At 70.0% G+C, this 17,244-nt stretch carries 13 protein-coding genes and 1 riboswitch; of the genes, 6 read left to right on the plus strand and 7 right to left on the minus strand.

All coding sequences use genetic code 11. The features are described from left to right. From FXO23_RS43595 to FXO23_RS43610, 4 genes are all read right to left on the minus strand, one after another. A partial coding sequence (locus FXO23_RS43595; protein ID WP_158893664.1) for a cytochrome P450 occupies window positions 1–1,433 on the minus strand: 1,433 nt, incomplete at its 3' end. 104 nt (window positions 1,434–1,537) lie between these two features. Next, window positions 1,538–3,835, minus strand: a complete 2,298-nt coding sequence (gene metE / locus FXO23_RS43600) for a 5-methyltetrahydropteroyltriglutamate--homocysteine S-methyltransferase (protein ID WP_158893590.1) — start codon at window positions 3,833–3,835, stop codon at window positions 1,538–1,540. A gap of 110 nt (window positions 3,836–3,945) precedes the next feature. Beyond that, a riboswitch (cobalamin riboswitch) is annotated at window positions 3,946–4,179 on the minus strand. 85 nt (window positions 4,180–4,264) lie between these two features. Next, on the minus strand, window positions 4,265–5,344 hold the full coding sequence (locus tag FXO23_RS43605) for a ribonucleotide-diphosphate reductase subunit beta (protein ID WP_158893592.1): 1,080 nt from the start codon (window positions 5,342–5,344) through the stop codon (window positions 4,265–4,267). 13 nt (window positions 5,345–5,357) lie between these two features. Continuing rightward, window positions 5,358–8,279 (minus strand): ribonucleoside-diphosphate reductase subunit alpha, encoded by a 2,922-nt coding sequence (locus FXO23_RS43610; protein ID WP_158893594.1) that lies wholly within the window; start codon window positions 8,277–8,279, stop codon window positions 5,358–5,360. A gap of 2 nt (window positions 8,280–8,281) precedes the next feature. Between FXO23_RS43610 and FXO23_RS43615 the strand changes: the two genes are divergently transcribed. Both FXO23_RS43615 and FXO23_RS43620 read left to right on the plus strand, forming a co-directional pair. Beyond that, on the plus strand, window positions 8,282–8,443 hold the full coding sequence (locus FXO23_RS43615) for a hypothetical protein (RefSeq protein ID WP_158893596.1): 162 nt from the start codon (window positions 8,282–8,284) through the stop codon (window positions 8,441–8,443). A 439-nt stretch (window positions 8,444–8,882) separates the two neighbouring features. Further along, window positions 8,883–9,425 (plus strand): snapalysin family zinc-dependent metalloprotease, encoded by a 543-nt coding sequence (locus tag FXO23_RS43620; protein ID WP_158893598.1) that lies wholly within the window; start codon window positions 8,883–8,885, stop codon window positions 9,423–9,425. Window positions 9,426–9,445: 20 nt separating this feature from the next. On the opposite strand, the gene FXO23_RS43625 is transcribed toward FXO23_RS43620, so the two are convergent. From FXO23_RS43625 to FXO23_RS43635, 3 genes are all read right to left on the minus strand, one after another. Further along, window positions 9,446–10,054, minus strand: coding sequence for an acetoacetate decarboxylase family protein (locus tag FXO23_RS43625; protein WP_158893666.1), 609 nt, complete (start codon window positions 10,052–10,054; stop codon window positions 9,446–9,448). Beyond that, complete coding sequence (locus tag FXO23_RS43630) at window positions 10,051–10,890, minus strand: enoyl-CoA hydratase-related protein (RefSeq protein WP_158893600.1); 840 nt, start codon at window positions 10,888–10,890, stop codon at window positions 10,051–10,053. The genes FXO23_RS43625 and FXO23_RS43630 overlap by 4 nt, the downstream gene beginning before the upstream one ends. 71 nt (window positions 10,891–10,961) lie before the next feature. Continuing rightward, window positions 10,962–11,885 carry an alpha/beta hydrolase gene (locus tag FXO23_RS43635; protein ID WP_158893602.1) on the minus strand — a complete coding sequence of 308 codons (924 nt, stop codon included), beginning with the start codon at window positions 11,883–11,885 and terminating at the stop codon, window positions 10,962–10,964. 124 nt (window positions 11,886–12,009) lie between these two features. On the opposite strand from FXO23_RS43635, the gene FXO23_RS43640 reads away from it, so the two are divergent. From FXO23_RS43640 to FXO23_RS43655, 4 genes are read left to right on the plus strand one after another with little or no spacing between them, the layout of a single operon-like run. Further along, window positions 12,010–12,801: a TIGR03084 family metal-binding protein gene (locus FXO23_RS43640; protein WP_158893604.1), complete on the plus strand. Its 792-nt coding sequence runs from the start codon at window positions 12,010–12,012 to the stop codon at window positions 12,799–12,801. Further along, window positions 12,798–14,492 (plus strand): acyclic terpene utilization AtuA family protein, encoded by a 1,695-nt coding sequence (locus FXO23_RS43645; protein ID WP_158893606.1) that lies wholly within the window; start codon window positions 12,798–12,800, stop codon window positions 14,490–14,492. The genes FXO23_RS43640 and FXO23_RS43645 overlap by 4 nt, the downstream gene beginning before the upstream one ends. After that, window positions 14,447–15,643 carry an acyl-CoA dehydrogenase family protein gene (locus FXO23_RS43650; RefSeq protein ID WP_158893608.1) on the plus strand — a complete coding sequence of 399 codons (1,197 nt, stop codon included), beginning with the start codon at window positions 14,447–14,449 and terminating at the stop codon, window positions 15,641–15,643. The genes FXO23_RS43645 and FXO23_RS43650 overlap by 46 nt, the downstream gene beginning before the upstream one ends. Beyond that, window positions 15,640–17,238, plus strand: a complete 1,599-nt coding sequence (locus FXO23_RS43655) for an acyl-CoA carboxylase subunit beta (RefSeq protein ID WP_158893610.1) — start codon at window positions 15,640–15,642, stop codon at window positions 17,236–17,238. The genes FXO23_RS43650 and FXO23_RS43655 overlap by 4 nt, the downstream gene beginning before the upstream one ends. Window positions 17,239–17,244: the final 6 nt, after the last annotated feature.

A 17,244-nucleotide genomic window follows, 5' to 3' on the forward strand; every position in this document is an offset into this window, starting at 1 on the left:
CGGCGGATGAGCCGGACGGGCAGTCCGTCCACCGGCACCGGGAGCGAGACATAGTCCCAGCGCACCTCGTAGTCCGCGGGCACCGACCAGCGGTAGGCACGCAGCATTTCGTGCAGCAGCGCCTTCACCTCGAGCGTGCCGAAATGCAGCCCGATGCATTTGTGCGCCCCGCCGCCGAAGGGAATCCAGGCGTATCGGTGTGATTTGTCCTCCCGGCGCTCCTCGTTGAACCGCTCCGGGTCGAAATCGAACGGATTGGTCCAGCATTCCGGTGTGAAATGGTTGATCGTCGGCGCGACGCCGACGAGCGTGTTCGCGGGCAGGTAGTGCCCGAGCACCTCGGTGTCCCGGACGGTCTTCCGGGTCATCGACGGGACCGGCGCGACCAGCCGCAGGGCTTCCTTGATCACCAGATCGAGCGAGCGCAGCCCCTCCAGGGCCTCGATGTCGGGCAGGTCGTCGCCGAGCCGCAGCGACTCCTCGCGGGCGCGTTCCTGCCAGTCCGGATGCTTCGCCAGGTAGTAGGCCGCCGCGGTGCTGGTGATCGTCGAGGTGTCGTGCGCGGCCATCATCAGGAAGATCATGTGGTTGATGACGTCTTCGTCGGTGAACCGGGCGCCGTCCTCGGTGGTGGCGTGGCACAGCGCGGAGAACAGGTCGGCCCCGTCCGCCCGGCGCTTCGCGGGCAGGTTCTCGGCGAAGTAGCCCTCGAGCACCTTGCGGCCGCGCAGCCCGGCCGCCCAGCGCCCGCCTGGCACGGGGTACCGGACGACGGCGGTTCCGGCGCGGACCGAGTCCACGAACGCCCGGTTGATCTTCCGGGCCTCCTCGCCGCTGCGCATGTCCATGAACACCCGCGTGGCCACGTCCAGCGTCAGCTGCTTGAGCGACCAGTAGAGCCGTTGCCGACCCCGCGCGGACCACGCAGCGACGCCCTCGCGCAGGGCGGGTCCCATCTCGCCGACGTACCCGGCCAGGCGGTCGCGGGTGAACGCCTGCTGCATGATCCGGCGGTGCGCGTGGTGCTCGCCGAAGTCCAGCAGCATCAGGCCGCGGTGGAAGAAGTTCTCGATGAAGAACTTCCAGCCCTCCTGCGAGAACGCCTTGTCCTTGTTGATCAGGGCGATCTGGGTCGCCTCGGGGCCGGTGAGCGCGACGATCCGCTTGCCGAACGCGCCCATCCAGGACACCGGCCCGTAGGTCTGGTAGCGCCGCAGGCCCCATTCCACGCCGAAGCGCATGAAGTCGAGCGAGTGGCCGATGAGCGGCGCGCCCGCGTCGCCCATGATCGGTTCGAGGCCGCTGCCCGGCGGTGGTGCGGCCAGTTCCCGCATCGGCCAGTGCTGGTTGAGCAGCCGCTCGTCGACGGCGCGGGGGAGCGGGATGGCGGTCAGCGGCGGCACCCGCTCGCGGATCGTCTGGGTCAAGTTCACAACTGGTCCCCTCCACGCTGAGACGACGTCCGGAGACCACGGTCGCGCACTATTGGCAGAGTGACAAGAGGCCGGGGGCAAATTCCCCCGGCCCCTCCGCGCGACTACGCCGAGTGTTCGGCGCGCACCCGTTTGGCGGCGGTCACGATGTTGCGCAGCGCGGGTTCCACCTCCGGATAGCCGCGCGTCTTCAGCCCGCAGTCCGGATTGACCCACACCCGCTCCAGCGGCACGGCGTCCAGCGCGGTCCGCAGCAGGCTGCTGACCTCGTCGACGCTGGGCACGCGCGGGGAGTGGATGTCGTACACGCCCGGGCCCACCCCGCGCGAGAACCCGGCGTCGCCGAGGTCGCCGAGCACCTCCATCCGCGACCGGGCCGCCTCGATGCTGGTGACGTCGGCGTCGATCGCCTCGATGGCCGGCAGGATGTCCCCGAACTCCGAGTAGCACATGTGCGTGTGGATCTGCGTCGAGTTCGACACCCCGGAGGTCGCCAGCCGGAACGAATCGACCGCCCAGGCGAAGTAGTCCTGGTGTTCCCGCGCGCGCAGCGGAAGCAGTTCGCGCAGCGCGGGCTCGTCGACCTGGATGATCCGGATGCCCGCGGATTCCAGGTCGTGCACCTCGTCCCGGATCGCCAGCGCCACCTGGCGGGCGGTGTCGGCGAGCGGCTGGTCGTCGCGGACGAACGACCACGCGAGGATCGTCACCGGCCCGGTCAGCATGCCCTTGACCGGGCGCGCGGTGAGGCTCTGCGCGTAGCTCACCCAGTCGACGGTCATCGGCTTCGGCCGGGACACGTCCCCGTAGAGGATCGGCGGCCGGACGCACCGGGAACCGTAGGACTGCACCCAGCCGTGCTCGGTCGCCGCGAACCCGTCGAGCTGCTCGGCGAAGTACTGGACCATGTCGTTGCGTTCGGGTTCGCCGTGCACCAGCACGTCCAGGCCGAGTTCCTCCTGCAGCCGCACCACCTTCTCGATCTCGGCGTGCATGCTCGCCCGGTAGTTCGCCTCGTCGATCCGTCCGGCGCGGAACGCCGCCCGGACCTTGCGGACCTGCCCGGTCTGCGGGAAGGACCCGATCGTCGTGCTGGGCAGGTCGGGCAGCTTCAGCGTCGCGCGCTGGGCCGCGGCTCGTTCGGCGTAGGGCGCGCGGCGCGTGTGCTCGGGCCGGAGCGCGTCCAGCCGGGCGCGGACCCGCGTGTCGCGCAGGTCGTGGGCCCCGGCGCGGTCGGCCACCGCCGCTCGCGCCCTGGCCAGTTCGGTCTCGACGGTGTCCGTGCCCTGCGCCAGCGCGCGGCCGATGAGCACGACCTCGTCCAGTTTCTGCCGCGCGAACGCGAGCCAGCCCCGCACCCGGGCGTCGATCCCGGCTTCGCGGTCCACGTCGTAGGGCACGTGCAGCAGCGAGCAGGAGGTGGTGACCCCCACCTGGGCCGCGGTGCCCAGCAGGGTCGCCGCCCGAGCCAGCGCGGTGTCCGCGTCGACCCGCCAGATGTTGCGCCCGTCCACGACCCCGGCGAGCACCTCCTTGTCCCGCAGCGCGCCTTCCCGCGCCACAGCGTCCACAGTGGACGGATGGGTGACGAGGTCGACGGCGAGCGCGTCGATCGGGGCGCGGGCCAGCACGCCGAGCGCGTCACCCAGCTCGCCGAAGTACCCGGCGACCAGCAGCTTCGGCCGCTTTCCCACGGCGCCGAGGACCTGGTAGGCGCGGGCGAGCGCGTCGAGTTCGGCCGGCGTGCGGTCCGCGGCGAACGCGGGCTCGTCCAACTGGACCCAGCGCACGCCCTCGTCGTGCAGGGTGCCGAGCAGTTCGACGTAGGCGGCGACCAGCGAATCGAGCAGATCCAGCGGCCGGAACCCGGCGGGCGCGTCGTCGGCGGCCTTGGACAGCAGCAGGAACGTGGCCGGTCCGACGAGCACCGGCCTGGTCTCGATGCCGAGCGCCCGCGCCTCGCGGTACTCGTCCAGCGGTTTGCTCCCGGCCACGGTGAAGGCGGTGCCCGGACCGAGTTCGGGGACCAGGTAGTGGTAGTTGGTGTCGAACCACTTCGTCATCTCCAGCGCGGGCGCGTCCTGGACCCCGCGGGCGGCGGCGAAGTAGGTGTCGATTCCGGACAGGCCGAGCCGGGTGAACCGCTCGGGCAACGCGCCGAACAGCACGGCGGTGTCGAGCACCTGGTCGTAGTAGGAGAAGGTGTTCGAGGGCACGGTGTCCAGGCCCGCGGCGCGCAGTTCGCGCCAGGTGTCCGTCCGCAGGGTCCGGGCGGTCTGGTGCAGTTCGGCCTCGTCGATGCGCCCGGCCCAATAGCCCTCGACCGCGCGTTTCAGTTCGCGGTCCGGGCCGATCCGGGGATAGCCGAGCACGGTCGTGCCGATGCGATCGGGGTCGGTCACAGCTCTCTCCTCGCGAGCTCGTCGGAGAGTCCGAGGTGCGAGGGAGCGTGAACGGGCGAGCGCCGCGTTCGGTCGTGCCCACCCGCGAGGCTCGGACTCGCGCGTACCGGGTGGCACGCGCACCACGGGCAGGTATTCGGACTCGTGGGCGGGGGCTCGTGGCGAGCCGGGCCTATTGACCGTCGCTTCCCGGGCTCCTCACCCAGTGCTTGACCGCTCGTGCGGTGACGGCGTTCGTTCCCACTTACCGCTGCGGGGCAGTCCCGGATTCGCACCGGGTTCCCTGTTGCCTCTCCCCGCCCGGCACGCGCCGAGCGGGGAGAACCAGTGGCGCTGTTGACCATACCAGCGCACCGAAGCGCGGGGTCGTGAGTTTTCAAGCCGGTTAGAACCGGCCGTACCACTCACGACCCCACCGCTCGGTGCGGGTCAATCCCAGTCGAGGGCGCCACCGCTCTGGTACTCGATGACCCGGGTCTCGAAGAAGTTCTTCTCCTTCTTCAGGTCCATGGCCTCCGACATCCAGGGGAACGGGTTCTCGTCCTGGCCGAAGATCGGCGCGAGGCCGATCTGCTGGGCCCGCCGGTCGGTGATGAAGTGCATGTACTGCTCGCACAGCTCGGCGGACAGCCCGAGCATGCCGCGCGGCATGGTGTCCCGGGCGTAGGCGACCTCGAGCGCGCACGCCTCGGTCAGCATGCCGCGCACCTCGTCCTGGAACTCCGGCGTCCACAGGTGCGGGTTCTCGATCTTGATCTGGTTGATGCAGTCGATGCCGAAGTTCAGGTGGATCGACTCGTCGCGCAGGATGTACTGGTACTGCTCGGCGATCCCGACCATCTTGTTCCGGCGACCGAGCGAGAGGATCTGCGCGAACCCGGTGTAGAACCACATGCCCTCGAAGATCACGTAGAAGGCGACCAGGTCCCGCAGGAAGTTCTGGTCGGCCTCGGGCGTGCCGGTCTCGAAGTCCGGGTTCTCCAGGTTCTGGGTGTACTTCAGCGCCCACGCGTCCTTGTCCGAAATGGACGGAACCTCGCGGTACATGTTGAACAGCTCGCCCTCGACCAGGCCGAGGCTTTCGCAGATGTACTGGAAGGTGTGCGTGTGCACGGCCTCCTCGAAGGCCTGGCGGAGCAGGTACTGGCGGCACTCCGGGTTGGTGATGTGCCGGTACACCGCGAGCACGATGTTGTTGGCCACCAAGGATTCCGCGGTCGCGAAGAAGCCCAGGTTGCGCTTGAGCATCTGGCGTTCGTCCTCGGTGAGGCCGTCGGGCGACTTCCACAGCGCGATGTCGGCCTGCATGGCGACCTCGGTCGGCATCCAGTGGTTGTTGCAGCCGGCCAGGTACTTCTCCCAGGCCCAGGTGTACTTCAGCGGCAGCAGCTGGTTGACGTCCGCGCGGGCGTTGATCATCGCCTTGTCGTCGACGCTGATCCGCTCCGCGCCGCGCTCGATCTCGCCCAGGCCGGTGGCGTCGGCGGTCGGCGTTTGGGTGTTGGTCATGGTTCCGGTTTCCTTACTGGCAGGCTTCGCAGTCGGGGTCGTCGATCCGGCAGGCCGCGCCCTCGGTCGCGGTGAAGTCCACGTCGGCGACCTGGGGCAGTTCCTTCGGCTCCGGCTTCGGGGCGGCGGCCGGGGGCGGGGTGACCGGCACGGCGGCCGCGGGCGACGGTGCGGGCGAGGGCGTCGCGGAGACGGCGTTGAGCTTGCCGTCGGTGCCGCGCAGCGTGCTCTTCTCCACGTGCGTCGCCGACCGGGCGCGCAGGTAGTAGGTCGTCTTGAGTCCCTTGTGCCACGCGTATCGGTACAGCTCGTCGAGCTTGCGACCGCTCGGCGCGGCGATGTAGAGGTTCAGCGACTGCGCCTGGTCGATCCACTTCTGGCGGCGCGAAGCCGCGTCCACCAGCCACTTGCTCTCCACCTCGAACGCGGTCGCGTAGAGCGCCTTGAGGTCGTCCGGCACGCGGTCGATCTCGCCGAGGCTGCCGTCGAAGTACTTCAGGTCCGAAACCATGACCTCGTCCCACAGGCCGCGCTCCTTGAGGCTGCGCACCAGGTGCGGGTTGATCACGGTGAAGTCGCCGGACATGTTCGACTTCACGAACAGGTTCTGGAACAGCGGCTCGATCGACTGGCCGACCCCGCAGATGTTGGAGATCGTCGCGGTCGGCGCGATCGCCATCACGTTGGAGTTGCGCATCCCGGTGGTCCGCACCCGCTGCCGCAGCGAATTCCAGTCCAAAGTGGACGACGTGTCGATGTCGAGGCCGTCCCCGCGGCGCGCCTCGGCCAGCAGCTTCAGCGAGTCGATCGGCAGGATTCCCTGGCTCCACAGCGAACCCTCGAAGGTGGCGTAGGCGCCACGCTCCTCGGCCAGGTCCACCGAGGCGGAGATCGCGTAGTAGCTGATGTGCTCCATGCTGCGGTCGGCGAACTCGACCGCGGCTTCCGAGGACAGCGGCAGCCCCAGTTCGAACAGCGCGTCCTGGAAACCCATCAGGCCCAGGCCGACCGGGCGGTGCCGCAGGTTGGACTTGCGCGCCTCCGGGATGGTGTAGAAGTTGATGTCGATCACGTTGTCCAGCATGCGGACCGCGGTCTGCACGGTGCGGGCCAGCCGCTCGGTGTCCAAGCCCTCCGCGGTGACGTGCTTGAGCAGGTTCACCGAGCCGAGGTTGCACACCGCGACCTCGTCCGAGTTGGTGTTCAGCGTGATCTCGGTGCACAGGTTCGACGAGTGCACCACGCCGACGTGCTGCTGCGGCGAACGCAGGTTGCACGGGTCCTTGAAGGTGATCCACGGGTGCCCGGTCTCGAACAGCATGGTGAGCATCCGGCGCCACAGGTCGACCGCGCGCACCTTGCGGAACACCTTGATCTCGCCGCGCTCGGCCGCCGCCTCGTACTCGCGGTAGCGCTCGGCGAACGCGTTGCCGTAGAGGTCGTGCAGGTCCGGCGTCTCGTTGGGGGAGAACAGGGTCCACGAGCCGTCCGCCTCGACGCGGCGGAGGAACTCGTCGGGCACCCAGTTCGCGGTGTTCATGTCGTGCGTGCGCCGCCGGTCGTCCCCGGTGTTCTTGCGCAGGTCGAGGAACTCCTCGACGTCGATGTGCCAGGTCTCCAGGTACGCGCAGGCCGCGCCCTTGCGCTTGCCGCCCTGGTTCACCGCGACCGCGGTGTCGTTGGCGATCTTGAGGAACGGCACCACGCCCTGGGACTGGCCGTTGGTGCCCTTGATGTGCGCGCCGAGCCCGCGGACCGGGGTCCAGTCGTTGCCCAGGCCGCCCGAGTACTTCGCCAGCAGCGCGTTGTTCTTGTACGCCTGGAAGATCGAGTCCAGGTCGTCGTCCACGGTGGTCAGGAAGCAGGACGACAGCTGCGGGCGGGTGGTGCCGGAGTTGAACAGCGTCGGCGTGGACGCCATGAACTGGAACGACGAGAGCAGCTCGTAGAACTCGATCGCGCGCGCCTCGCGCTCCGTCTCGCGCACCGCCAGGCCCATCGCGACCCGCATGAAGAACGCCTGCGGCAGCTCGAACCGGACACCGTCGTGGTGCTGGAAGTACCGGTCGTAGAGGGTCTGCAGGCCGAGGAAGCCGAAGTCGAGGTCGCGTTCGGCGCGGATCGCCGCGGTGATCCGGTCCAGGTCGAACGTGGCCAGTTCGGGGTCGACCAGCTCGAGCTCGATCGCGCGCCGCAGGTAGTCGCGGAAGTAGGCCGGGTAGGCGGCGGTCATCTCGTCCTGGCTGGCCTGCCGCGGTGCGCCCGCGAGGTAGCCGAGCGCCTCGCTGCGCAGCTTGTCCAGCAGCAGCCGGGCGCTCACGAACGAGTAGTTGGGCTCCTGCTCGACGAGCGTGCGCGCGGCCATGATCTGCGCGAGCGCGAGTTCGTCGGCGCTGATGCCGTCGTAGAGGTTCCGCCTGGTCTCGGTCAGCACCGGCTCGGCGGACACGTCGTCCAGCCCGGCGACGGCCTCGCCGACCACGTGCGCGACCCGATCCCAGTCCAGCGGCGCGAGGGTGCCGTCGGTGCTCTTGACGTGGATGACGCCCTCGGCCCGCGCGGGCTCGGCCGCCTTGCGCGCCTTGGCGCGTTCCTCCCGGTAGAGCACGTACGCGCGGGCGACCTTGTGGTGCTCGCCGCGCATCAGGGCCAGTTCGACCAGGTCCTGGATCTGCTCGATGTGCAGGGCGGTCTCCGGGCCGGCGTGGCGCAGCAGCGACGCCTCGACCTGCTGGGTGAGCTCGCCGACCACGTGGTGGATGCGCGAGGAGGCGGCCGCGTCATCGCCCTCGACCGCGAGGAACGCCTTGGTCAGGGCCACCGAGATCTTGTTCGCGTCGAACGGCGACACGCTGCCGTCGCGCCGGATCACGCGCACCGAGGCGGGTGCCGAATCCGGTGTCGACGGCGGGCGGTGGCTCGTTTCCACTGACATGCATGACTCCAAAAATGGGCGCGTTGGATCGGCACACCGCCCAGGACGGCGTGCTCGGCTGCACAGGCTTCACCGGCGCCGGAGCGGGCACTCGTGCGGCCGCGCGACGGCCCGTCACCGGTCCGTCGCGCCAGCTCCACGCACCACCGAACGAGGTGCCCTGACTCCCGCTTCGCACGTCGGACCGGGTCCCCATGGCCCTCCGCGCTGTCGGTGATCGAAGACTACATCTTGGGGTCGTGACGCGCTAACACCCCCATAGGTGGCGTGTCGGCGTGTCTCGGGGTATGTGGCGCGGATCCCTCGGATGGGTTGATCCGGCTGGTCGCGGCGCCCTCGCGGAGGGTTCCCGGTCCCGAAAGTGGCAGCACTTTCGGGACCGGACGCCGGGTGTCGCGCCGAGCCGACAGGGCGCGGTGCTTGCGCGTGCGAGGAGGGCGCTCTCGGCCAAGGGCGCCCGCTGCCGCGTCGCCGAGTCATAGGCCGGTGTTATGGGAGGTGGTATGAGAGGTTTTCGGTACTTTCTATCCGAATCGGCCTAGAATTTGGAAACTCGGCGCCGAGATTCGACTGTGCATTCCCTGCTGTGCAAGGAGATTTCTCGTGTCAGTACGCAATTACTCCCGCGCGCTCGTCGGCGCTTCCGCCGTGGCGCTCGGATTGGCCGGCGCGACCGCACCGACCGCGTCCGCGGCTCCCGAGTCATTCGCGAGAACGGTTTACTACAGCGCGAGCGGCTACAGCGCCGAGGCGGATCAGGCCGCGCAGATCTGGTCCAGCAGCGCGCCGAACGTGCGGCTGGTCCGTGGCGGAAACGCGACGATACGCATTTCCGCCACGACCGGCGGCGGTTCGCGGGCATATCCCTGCGGGCTCGGCTGCGCGACCATTTACATCGACAACAACGACGTGCGCGCCGGGCATTACGCGCTCCGGATCGTGACGCACGAAATAGGGCACGGCCTCGGCCTGCCGGACAATTACAACGGCATCTGTTCCTATCTGATGTCCGGTGGCAGCGCGGGAACCTCGTGCCGCAACCCCAACCCGAACGCCCAGGAGGCGGCCAGGGTGAACCAGCTCTTCGCGAATGGCGCGGCCACGGCGACCGAGAACGTCCCGACGGACGTCTACGCCCGTCGCTGAGCTCGGTGTTTCCGGCGGTCCTAGCCGCCGAAGCGGAGCCGGAAGTCGCGGAGGTGCAGGTTCACCAGCGGGGTCCGCTGGGCGAGGTAGCCCAGCGGACCTTTCGGGTTGACGTTCCAGCTCGCCGAGGCGAGGCGCGGTCGCGCGCTGCTGCGCACCGGGCTGCGCTTGAGGCGGCCGTTCAGGGTCTGCGCGACCTCGAACCCGGCCGGTGCGGCGATCGGCAGTCCGGCGCGCGGGGTGAACGCGGCCGTCGCGATCCAGTCCTCGCCCGCGCTGGCCGACGCGGTGAAGGTCCGGCCGTGCTGGAAGTCCAGCGCGGCCAGGTCCTTCGGGATGCCCCACAGCGCCCGGCCCCCGGCCAGGGAAACCTCGCTGTCCACCCAGATCTCGGTGATCGACGCGGCCGCCCCGCGCCCGCGCACGGCGACCGTGGACAGCAGTTCGTGGTAGCTCAGCTGTCCGGGGGGCTGGTATTCGATCCACGCCGCGGTCACGAAGGCCCGGCCCGCGACGACGACCGGCGTGACCCCTTCGGGCAGCGCGGGCAGCTCGGCCACGGGCAACCGCCAGACCGAGAGGTAGGCCTGCCCGGCGAGCCGCCAGGGCTCCGGCGGGTATTCGGTCATTCCTTCAGCCATGGCAAGTACTCCGGCAGATCCTCGTTCACCCGCATGCTCCAGTTCGGCGGCCGCTTCTGCAGGAAGGAAAGCACGCCCTCCACCGCGTCGGCGTTGGCGGTCAGCCCGCCGATGAGCCGCGAATCCAGCTGGTGCACCGGGAACGGCGAGTCGAGGCCGGACATCCGGTAGAGCAGCTGGCGGGTGACCGCGACCGAGACCGGGGCGGTGGTGGCGATCAGCTCGCGCGCCAGTTCGTAGGCCTTGTCCAGCAGTTCCTCCGGCGCGTGCAACCGGTGCACCAGCCCCGCCGCGTGCGCCTCCTCGGCGTCGAAGACCCGGCCGCTGATCATCCAGTCCATCGCGGTGCCGAGCCCGACCAGGCGCGGCAGGAACCACGCCGACGCGCCCTCGGGGTAGATGCCCCGCCGGACGAACACGAATCCGAAGCGCGCGTCGGTCGAGGCGAGGCGGTAGTCGGCGGACAGCGTGATGGTGATCCCGCCACCGATCGCGGCGCCCCGGATCGCGGCGATCACCGGTTTGTTCATGGTGAAGACCCGTTTCGAGCACCGCCCGGCGGGCTCCTGCCACGCGTCGTCCGGGCCGGTCTCGGCGTCGAAGTCGAAACCGCCCTGGGAAAGGTCCGCGCCGACGGAGAAATCCTTGCCGTTGCCGGTCAGCACCACGACCCGGACGTCCTCGTCGGAGTCCGCGCGGTCCATCGCGTCGCCGAGTTCGTCCGCCATCCGGATGGTGTACCCGTTGCGGGCCTCCGGCCGGTTCAGCTTGATCGTCGCGATGCGGTCGGCGACCTCGTAGGTGATTTCGGCGTAGTCGGCCACGCGGCCTCCTTTGGTCAGCGGTCACCGTGACCGTATTGCACCCGCGCACTACTGGCAAGGTGTCAATAAGGTCAACTCCGGCCGAGGGCGCGGCGGAGGAACTCGCCCGCTTCCCGGAGTGCTTCCCGGCCTTCCGGGAGGTAGTCGGCGAACGCCTGGAAGACGTGGACCTGCCCCGGCCACACCCGCAGTTCCGCCGAGGCCGCCGATTCCGCCAGCCGTTCGGAATCGGGGAGCAGCGCCTCGGTGCCGCCGACGTGGACGAGTACCGGCGGCCAGGCCGAGTGGTCCGCGCCGAGCACGTTCAGCCGGGGATGGTTGATCGAGGTCGTGGCGGCGTAGGCGAGCCGGCACTTCTCGGCGTAGGACGGCGCCAGGAACGGGTCGCGGTGCTCGCGGTCCCGCCGCCACGCTTCGGCGAGCCCGAGATCGAGCCACGGGGACAGCAGGTAGGCCGCGGCGGGCCGGGGGAGGGCTTCGCGGGCCAGGTCGGCGAGCAGCCCCGCGGTGAGGTGACCGCCCGCCGAATCGCCCGCCACGACGAGCCGTTCCGGCGGAAATCCCTTGTCCAGCAGCAACCGGTACGCGGCGAGCGCGTCCTCGGCGGCGGCCGGGAAGGCGTGTTCCGGTGCCCGCCGGTAGTCCAGCAGGAACACCGGCAGCCCGGTGAGCCGGGACAGCCGGTAGGCCAGCGGCCGGTGCGAACGCGGCGAGCCGAACACGAACCCGCCGCCGTGCAGGTAGAGCAGTGCGCCATGCGAAGGGGAGGCTCCGGCGGCGCGGATCCAGATCCCGCGCACCTCGCCGTAGCGGGCGGGCCAGGCCCGGGTGCCGCGCGGCAGGCGGACCAGTCCGGCGCTGTCGGCCGTGCGGCGGATCGCCCGCAACTGGGCGCCCCGGGGCGAGGCCCAGTCCGCGACCGGCCGCACCCGGCTCGCGAACAGCCGCCTCAGCCGAACGCTTTCCACGCTCGGCGCGGTCGTCCCAAGGCTCATCGGAACTCCTTTGTTGTCCTCTGGCCAACAGGATAGTGACCGGCTCGGCAAAAACAATCATGCAAGCTTGATTTTTACTCGGGCCGGTGCCACGCTCGGGGCGAACACTCCCAAGGAGGTTGGTGTGGCGGATCTCGGGCCGATCCTGAGTGATCTCGCGGGCGAAACCGAGGAGTTGGACGACGTGGTGGCCGCGCTGCCCGAGGCGGACTGGGCGACGCCGACCCCGGCCGAAGGCTGGACGATCGCGCACCAGATCGCCCACCTGGCCTGGACCGACGACCAGTCGCTGGTCGCCGCGCGCACCCCCGGCGAGTTCCCGGCCCTGGTCGAGAAGGCGCTGGCCACGGGCGCGGACTTCGTCGACGCGGGTGCCGCGGCGGGGGCCCGCAAACCCCCGGCGGACCTGCTCGACGGCTGGCGGCGGGGCCGCGCCGCGCTGGCCGAGGCGCTCGCCGCCGTGCCGCGGGGGCAGAAGATCCCGTGGTTCGGCCCGCCGATGAGCGCCGCCTCGATGGCGACCGCGCGGCTGATGGAGACCTGGGCGCACGCGCAGGACGTGTACGACGCGCTCGGCGTGGAGCACCCGGTGACCGACCGGATCCGGCACATCGCCCGGTTCGGCGTGCGCACCCGGGACTTCGCCTTCGCGACGAACTCGCTCGAGCCCCCGGCCGAGGAGTTCCGGGTCGAACTGACCGCGCCGGACGGCGAACCCTGGTCCTGGGGGCCGGAGGACGCCGAACAACGGGTCACCGGCGACGCGCTCGGGTTCTGCCTGGTCGTCACCCAGCGGCGGCATCCGGACGACACGAACCTGGTCGCGACCGGCCCGGACGCGCGGCGGTGGCTGACGATCGCCCAGGCCTTCGCCGGACCGCCCGGAAACGGCAGGAAGGCGGGGCAGTTCGCGTGAAAACGCCGATTCGCATCGGGAACGCGTCGGGGTTCTACGGCGACCGGTTCTCCGCCGTGCGGGAGATGCTCACCGGGGGACCGCTGGACGTGCTGACCGGCGACTACCTGGCCGAGCTGACCATGCTCATCCTCGGCCGCGACCGGCTGAAGGACCCGAATCGCGGGTATGCCAAGACCTTCCTGCGCCAGCTCGAGGAGAACCTGGGACTGGCCAAGGAAAAGGGCGTCAAGATCGTGGCCAACGCGGGTGGGCTGAACCCGGCCGGGCTGGCGCGGGCACTGCGCGAACTCGCGGAGAAGCTCGGGGTGGACGCGAAGATCGCGCACGTCGAGGGCGACGATCTGCTGCCCCGCGCGGGCGAACTCGGCCTGGGCAGCCCGTTGACCGCGAACGCCTATCTCGGCGCGTGGGGCATTGTGGACTGCCTCAACGCGGGCGCGGACGTCGTGGTCACCGGCCGGGTCACCGACGCGTCGCTGATCGTCGGGCCCGCGGCCGCGCACTTCGGCTGGCGGCGCGACGACTACGACGCGCTCGCCGGGGCCGTGGTCGCCGGGCACGTGATCGAATGCGGCGCGCAGGCCACCGGCGGCAACTACGCGTTCTTCACCGAGCACGAACTCGGCGTCCCGGGTTTCCCGATCGCCGAGATCGAGGCCGACGGAGCCAGCGTGATCACCAAGCACGAGGGCACCGGCGGCGTGGTGAACGTGGGCACGGTGACCGCGCAGCTGCTGTACGAGATCACCGGGGCGCGGTACGCGGGGCCGGACGTCACCAGCCGGTTCGACACGATGACACTGACCCAGGACGGCCCGGACCGGGTGCGGATCACCGGCGCCCGGGGCGAGGCCCCGCCGCCCACCTTGAAGGTCTGCCTGAACACCGTCGGCGGGTTCCGCAACGAGACCACGTTCGTGCTGACCGGCCTGGACATCGAGGCGAAGGCCGCGCTGGTGCGCGAACAGCTGGAGACCGCGCTCAAGGCCAAACCCCCGGCCGAGGTGCGCTGGACGCTCGCGCGCACCGATCACCAGGACGCCGACACCGAGCAGCGGGCGAGCGCGCTGCTGCACTGCGCGGTCAAGGACGCCGATCCGAAGGTCGCCGGTCGCGCGTTCAGCGGAGCCGCGATCGAGCTGGCCCTGGCGAGCTATCCCGGTTTCCACGTCACCGCGCCGCCCTCGGACGCCTCGCCTTACGGCGTGTACACAGCGTCCTTTGTGGACGCCAGCGAGGTGCCGCACGTCGCGGTGCGCCCGGACGGGGAGCGCGTGGACATCGCCCCCGCGGTGGAAACCCGGGAACTGTCCGATGTGGACGATCCAGCGCTGCCCGAACCACTCCCGGCCGGACCGGCCCGGAAGGTCGCACTCGGCGCGGTGTTCGGCGCGCGCAGCGGGGACAAGGGCGGCAGCGCGAACGTCGGGGTGTGGGCGCGGTCGGACGAGGCTTGGCGGTGGCTCGCGCACGCGCTCACCGTCGAGGAACTGAAACGGCTGCTACCGGAGACCGCCGAGCTTCCGGTGCACCGGTACCTGCTGCCCAATCTGCGCGCGGTCAACTTCGTGGTCGACGGCCTGCTCGGCGAGGGCGTCGCATCCCAGGCGCGCTTCGACCCGCAGGCGAAGGCGCTCGGCGAATGGCTGCGCGGCCGCCACATCGAGATTCCGGAGGTACTCCTGTGACCTACGCGGACCCGTTCGCCACGCCGGAACGCGTCGCGCTGCGCAAGACCGTGCGGAGTTTCATGGAACGCGAGGTGCTGCCGCATCTCGACGACTGGGAACGCGCCGGGGAGCTGCCCCGGGACCTGCACCGCAAGGCGGGCGAACTCGGCCTGCTCGGGGTGGCGTTCCCGGAGGAGGTCGGTGGTGGCGGCGGGGACTACCTCGACGCGCTCACGGTCACCGAGGAGATCCACTACGCGGGCGGCTCCGGCGGGCTGATCGCATCGCTGTTCACCTGCGGGATCGCGGTGCCGCACATCGCCACGGCCGCCGACCCCGCGCAGATCGGGAAGTGGGTCAAGCCCACCCTGGCCGGGGAGCTGATCGGCTCGCTCGCCGTCACCGAACCGGATGGCGGTTCGGACGTGGCCTCGGTGCGCACGGTGGCCCGCAGGGAGGGCGACCACTACGTCGTCAACGGCGCCAAGACGTTCATCACCTCCGGGGTCCGGGCCGATTTCGTGACCACCGTGGTGCGCACCGGCGATCCGGGCGCGCACGGGCTCTCGCTGCTGGTGGTCGAACGCGGCACGGCGGGGTTCACGGTGACCCGGGGCCTGGAGAAGATGGGCTGGCACTGCTCGGACACCGCCGAACTGTCCTATGTGGATGCACGGGTGCCGGCGGAGAACCTGGTGGGCGCGGAGAACAGCGGGTTCGCCCAGGTCGCCACGCATTTCGTCACCGAGCGGCTGTCGCTGGCCGTGCAGGGCTACGCGACCGCGCAGCGGGCGCTGGACCTCACCCTGGACTGGTGCCGGATGCGCGAGACGTTCGGTCGCCCGCTGATCTCCCGCCAGCTCGTGCAGCAGAAGCTGGTCGAGATGGCCCGGCGGATCGACGTGGCGCGCACCTACGTCCGGCAGGTCGCGTTGCGGCACGTGGCAGGCGAAGAGGTGATCGCCCAGGCGTGCTTCGCGAAGAACACCGCCGTGGAGACCGGGGAATGGGTGGTCAACGAGGCGGTGCAGCTGCACGGCGGGCTGGGCTACATGCGCGAGTCCGAAGTGGAGCGGCACTACCGGGACATCCGGATCCTCGGCATCGGTGGTGGTACGAACGAAATCCTGGCGGGTCTCGCCGCGAAACGATTGGGATACACCGCATGACGGTTCTGAAATCCACCGCGGACACCCAGGGCGCGGAGTTCGCCGCGAACCGGGACGCGATGCTGGCGAAACTGGCCGAACTCGAGGCCGAGCACGCCAAGGCCATCGCGGGCGGTGGCGAGAAATACGTGGAACGGCACCGCAAACGCGGCAAACTGCTCGCGCGGGAACGCGTCGAGCTGCTGATCGACGAGGACTCGCCGTTCCTCGAGCTGTCCCCGCTCGCGGCTTGGGGCACCGATTACAAGGTCGGCGCCAGCGTGGTCACCGGGATCGGCGTGGTCGAAGGCGTCGAATGCGTGATCATCGCCAACGATCCGACGGTGAAGGGCGGCGCGAGCAACCCGTCCAGCCTGAAGAAGGGCCTGCGCGCGGCGGACATCGCGGCGGAGAACCGGCTGCCGGTGATCAACCTCGTCGAATCCGGTGGCGCGGATCTGCCCACCCAGAAGGAGATCTTCATCCCGGGCGGGCGCACGTTCCGCAACCTGACCCGGTCGTCGGCGGAGCGCATCCCGACGGTCGCGCTGGTCTTCGGCAACTCCACGGCCGGGGGCGCCTACCTGCCCGGTATGTCGGACTACGTGGTGATGGTCAAGGAACGCGCGAAGGTGTTCCTCGGCGGGCCGCCGCTGGTGAAGATGGCGACCGGTGAGGAGTCCGACGACGAATCGCTCGGCGGCGCGGAAATGCACGCGCGGGTCTCCGGGCTGGCCGACTACCTGGCGGCCGACGAGGAGGACGCGATCCGGCTCGGCCGGAGCATCATCCGGCGGCTCAACTGGCACAAGCAGGGACCCACGCCCATGCCTGTTGTCCAAGGCCCCCTCTACTCCGCCGAGGACCTGCTCGGCATCGTGCCCTCGGACCTCAAGGTCCCGTTCGATCCGCGCGAGGTGATCGCCCGCGTGGTCGACGGTTCCGAGTTCGACGAGTTCAAACCGCTCTACGGCACCAGCCTGACCACCGGCTGGGCGACCGTGTTCGGGTATCCGGTCGGCATCCTGGCCAACGCCCAGGGCGTGCTGTTCAGCGAGGAGTCGCAGAAGGCCACCCAGTTCATCCAGCTGGCGAACCAGTCCGACACCCCGCTGGTCTTCCTGCACAACACCACCGGGTACATGGTCGGCAAGGAGTACGAGCAGGGCGGGATCATCAAGCACGGCGCGATGATGATCAACGCGGTGTCGAACTCGAAGGTGCCGCACGTCTCGGTGCTGATGGGCGCGTCCTACGGCGCCGGGCACTACGGGATGTGCGGGCGCGCCTACGATCCCCGGTTCCTGTTCGCCTGGCCGAGCGCGAAGTCCGCGGTGATGGGGCCGGCGCAGCTGGCCGGGGTGCTGTCCATCGTGGCGCGCCAGTCCGCGGCCAGCAAGGGTCAGGAGTACAACGAGGAACACGACGCCGCCATGCGGGCGATGGTGGAGAACCAGATCGAGGCCGAGTCGCTGCCGATGTTCCTGTCCGGGATGCTCTACGACGACGGGATCATCGATCCGCGGGACACCCGGACCGTGCTCGGGCTCAGCCTGTCCGCGATCCACAATGGACCAGTCAAGGGCGCCGAGGGCTTCGGCGTCTTCCGGATGTGAGGCATA

It is taken from the genome of Amycolatopsis anabasis (assembly GCF_009765355.1).
In the GTDB taxonomy this organism is placed as follows: domain Bacteria; phylum Actinomycetota; class Actinomycetes; order Mycobacteriales; family Pseudonocardiaceae; genus Amycolatopsis; species Amycolatopsis anabasis.

Excerpts from the sequence above, each read along its gene's own strand:
- FXO23_RS43605 (WP_158893592.1), bottom strand. The coding sequence starts at position 5,344 with ATGACCAACACCCAAACGCCGACCGCCGACGCCACCGGCCTGGGCGAG.
- FXO23_RS43610 (WP_158893594.1), bottom strand. The coding sequence starts at position 8,279 with ATGTCAGTGGAAACGAGCCACCGCCCGCCGTCGACACCGGATTCGGCA.
- FXO23_RS43615 (WP_158893596.1), top strand. The coding sequence starts at position 8,282 with ATGACTCCAAAAATGGGCGCGTTGGATCGGCACACCGCCCAGGACGGC.
- FXO23_RS43625 (WP_158893666.1), bottom strand. The coding sequence starts at position 10,054 with ATGACCGAATACCCGCCGGAGCCCTGGCGGCTCGCCGGGCAGGCCTAC.
- FXO23_RS43635 (WP_158893602.1), bottom strand. The coding sequence starts at position 11,885 with ATGAGCCTTGGGACGACCGCGCCGAGCGTGGAAAGCGTTCGGCTGAGG.
- FXO23_RS43650 (WP_158893608.1), top strand. The coding sequence starts at position 14,447 with ATGGCTGCGCGGCCGCCACATCGAGATTCCGGAGGTACTCCTGTGACC.
- FXO23_RS43655 (WP_158893610.1), top strand. The coding sequence starts at position 15,640 with ATGACGGTTCTGAAATCCACCGCGGACACCCAGGGCGCGGAGTTCGCC.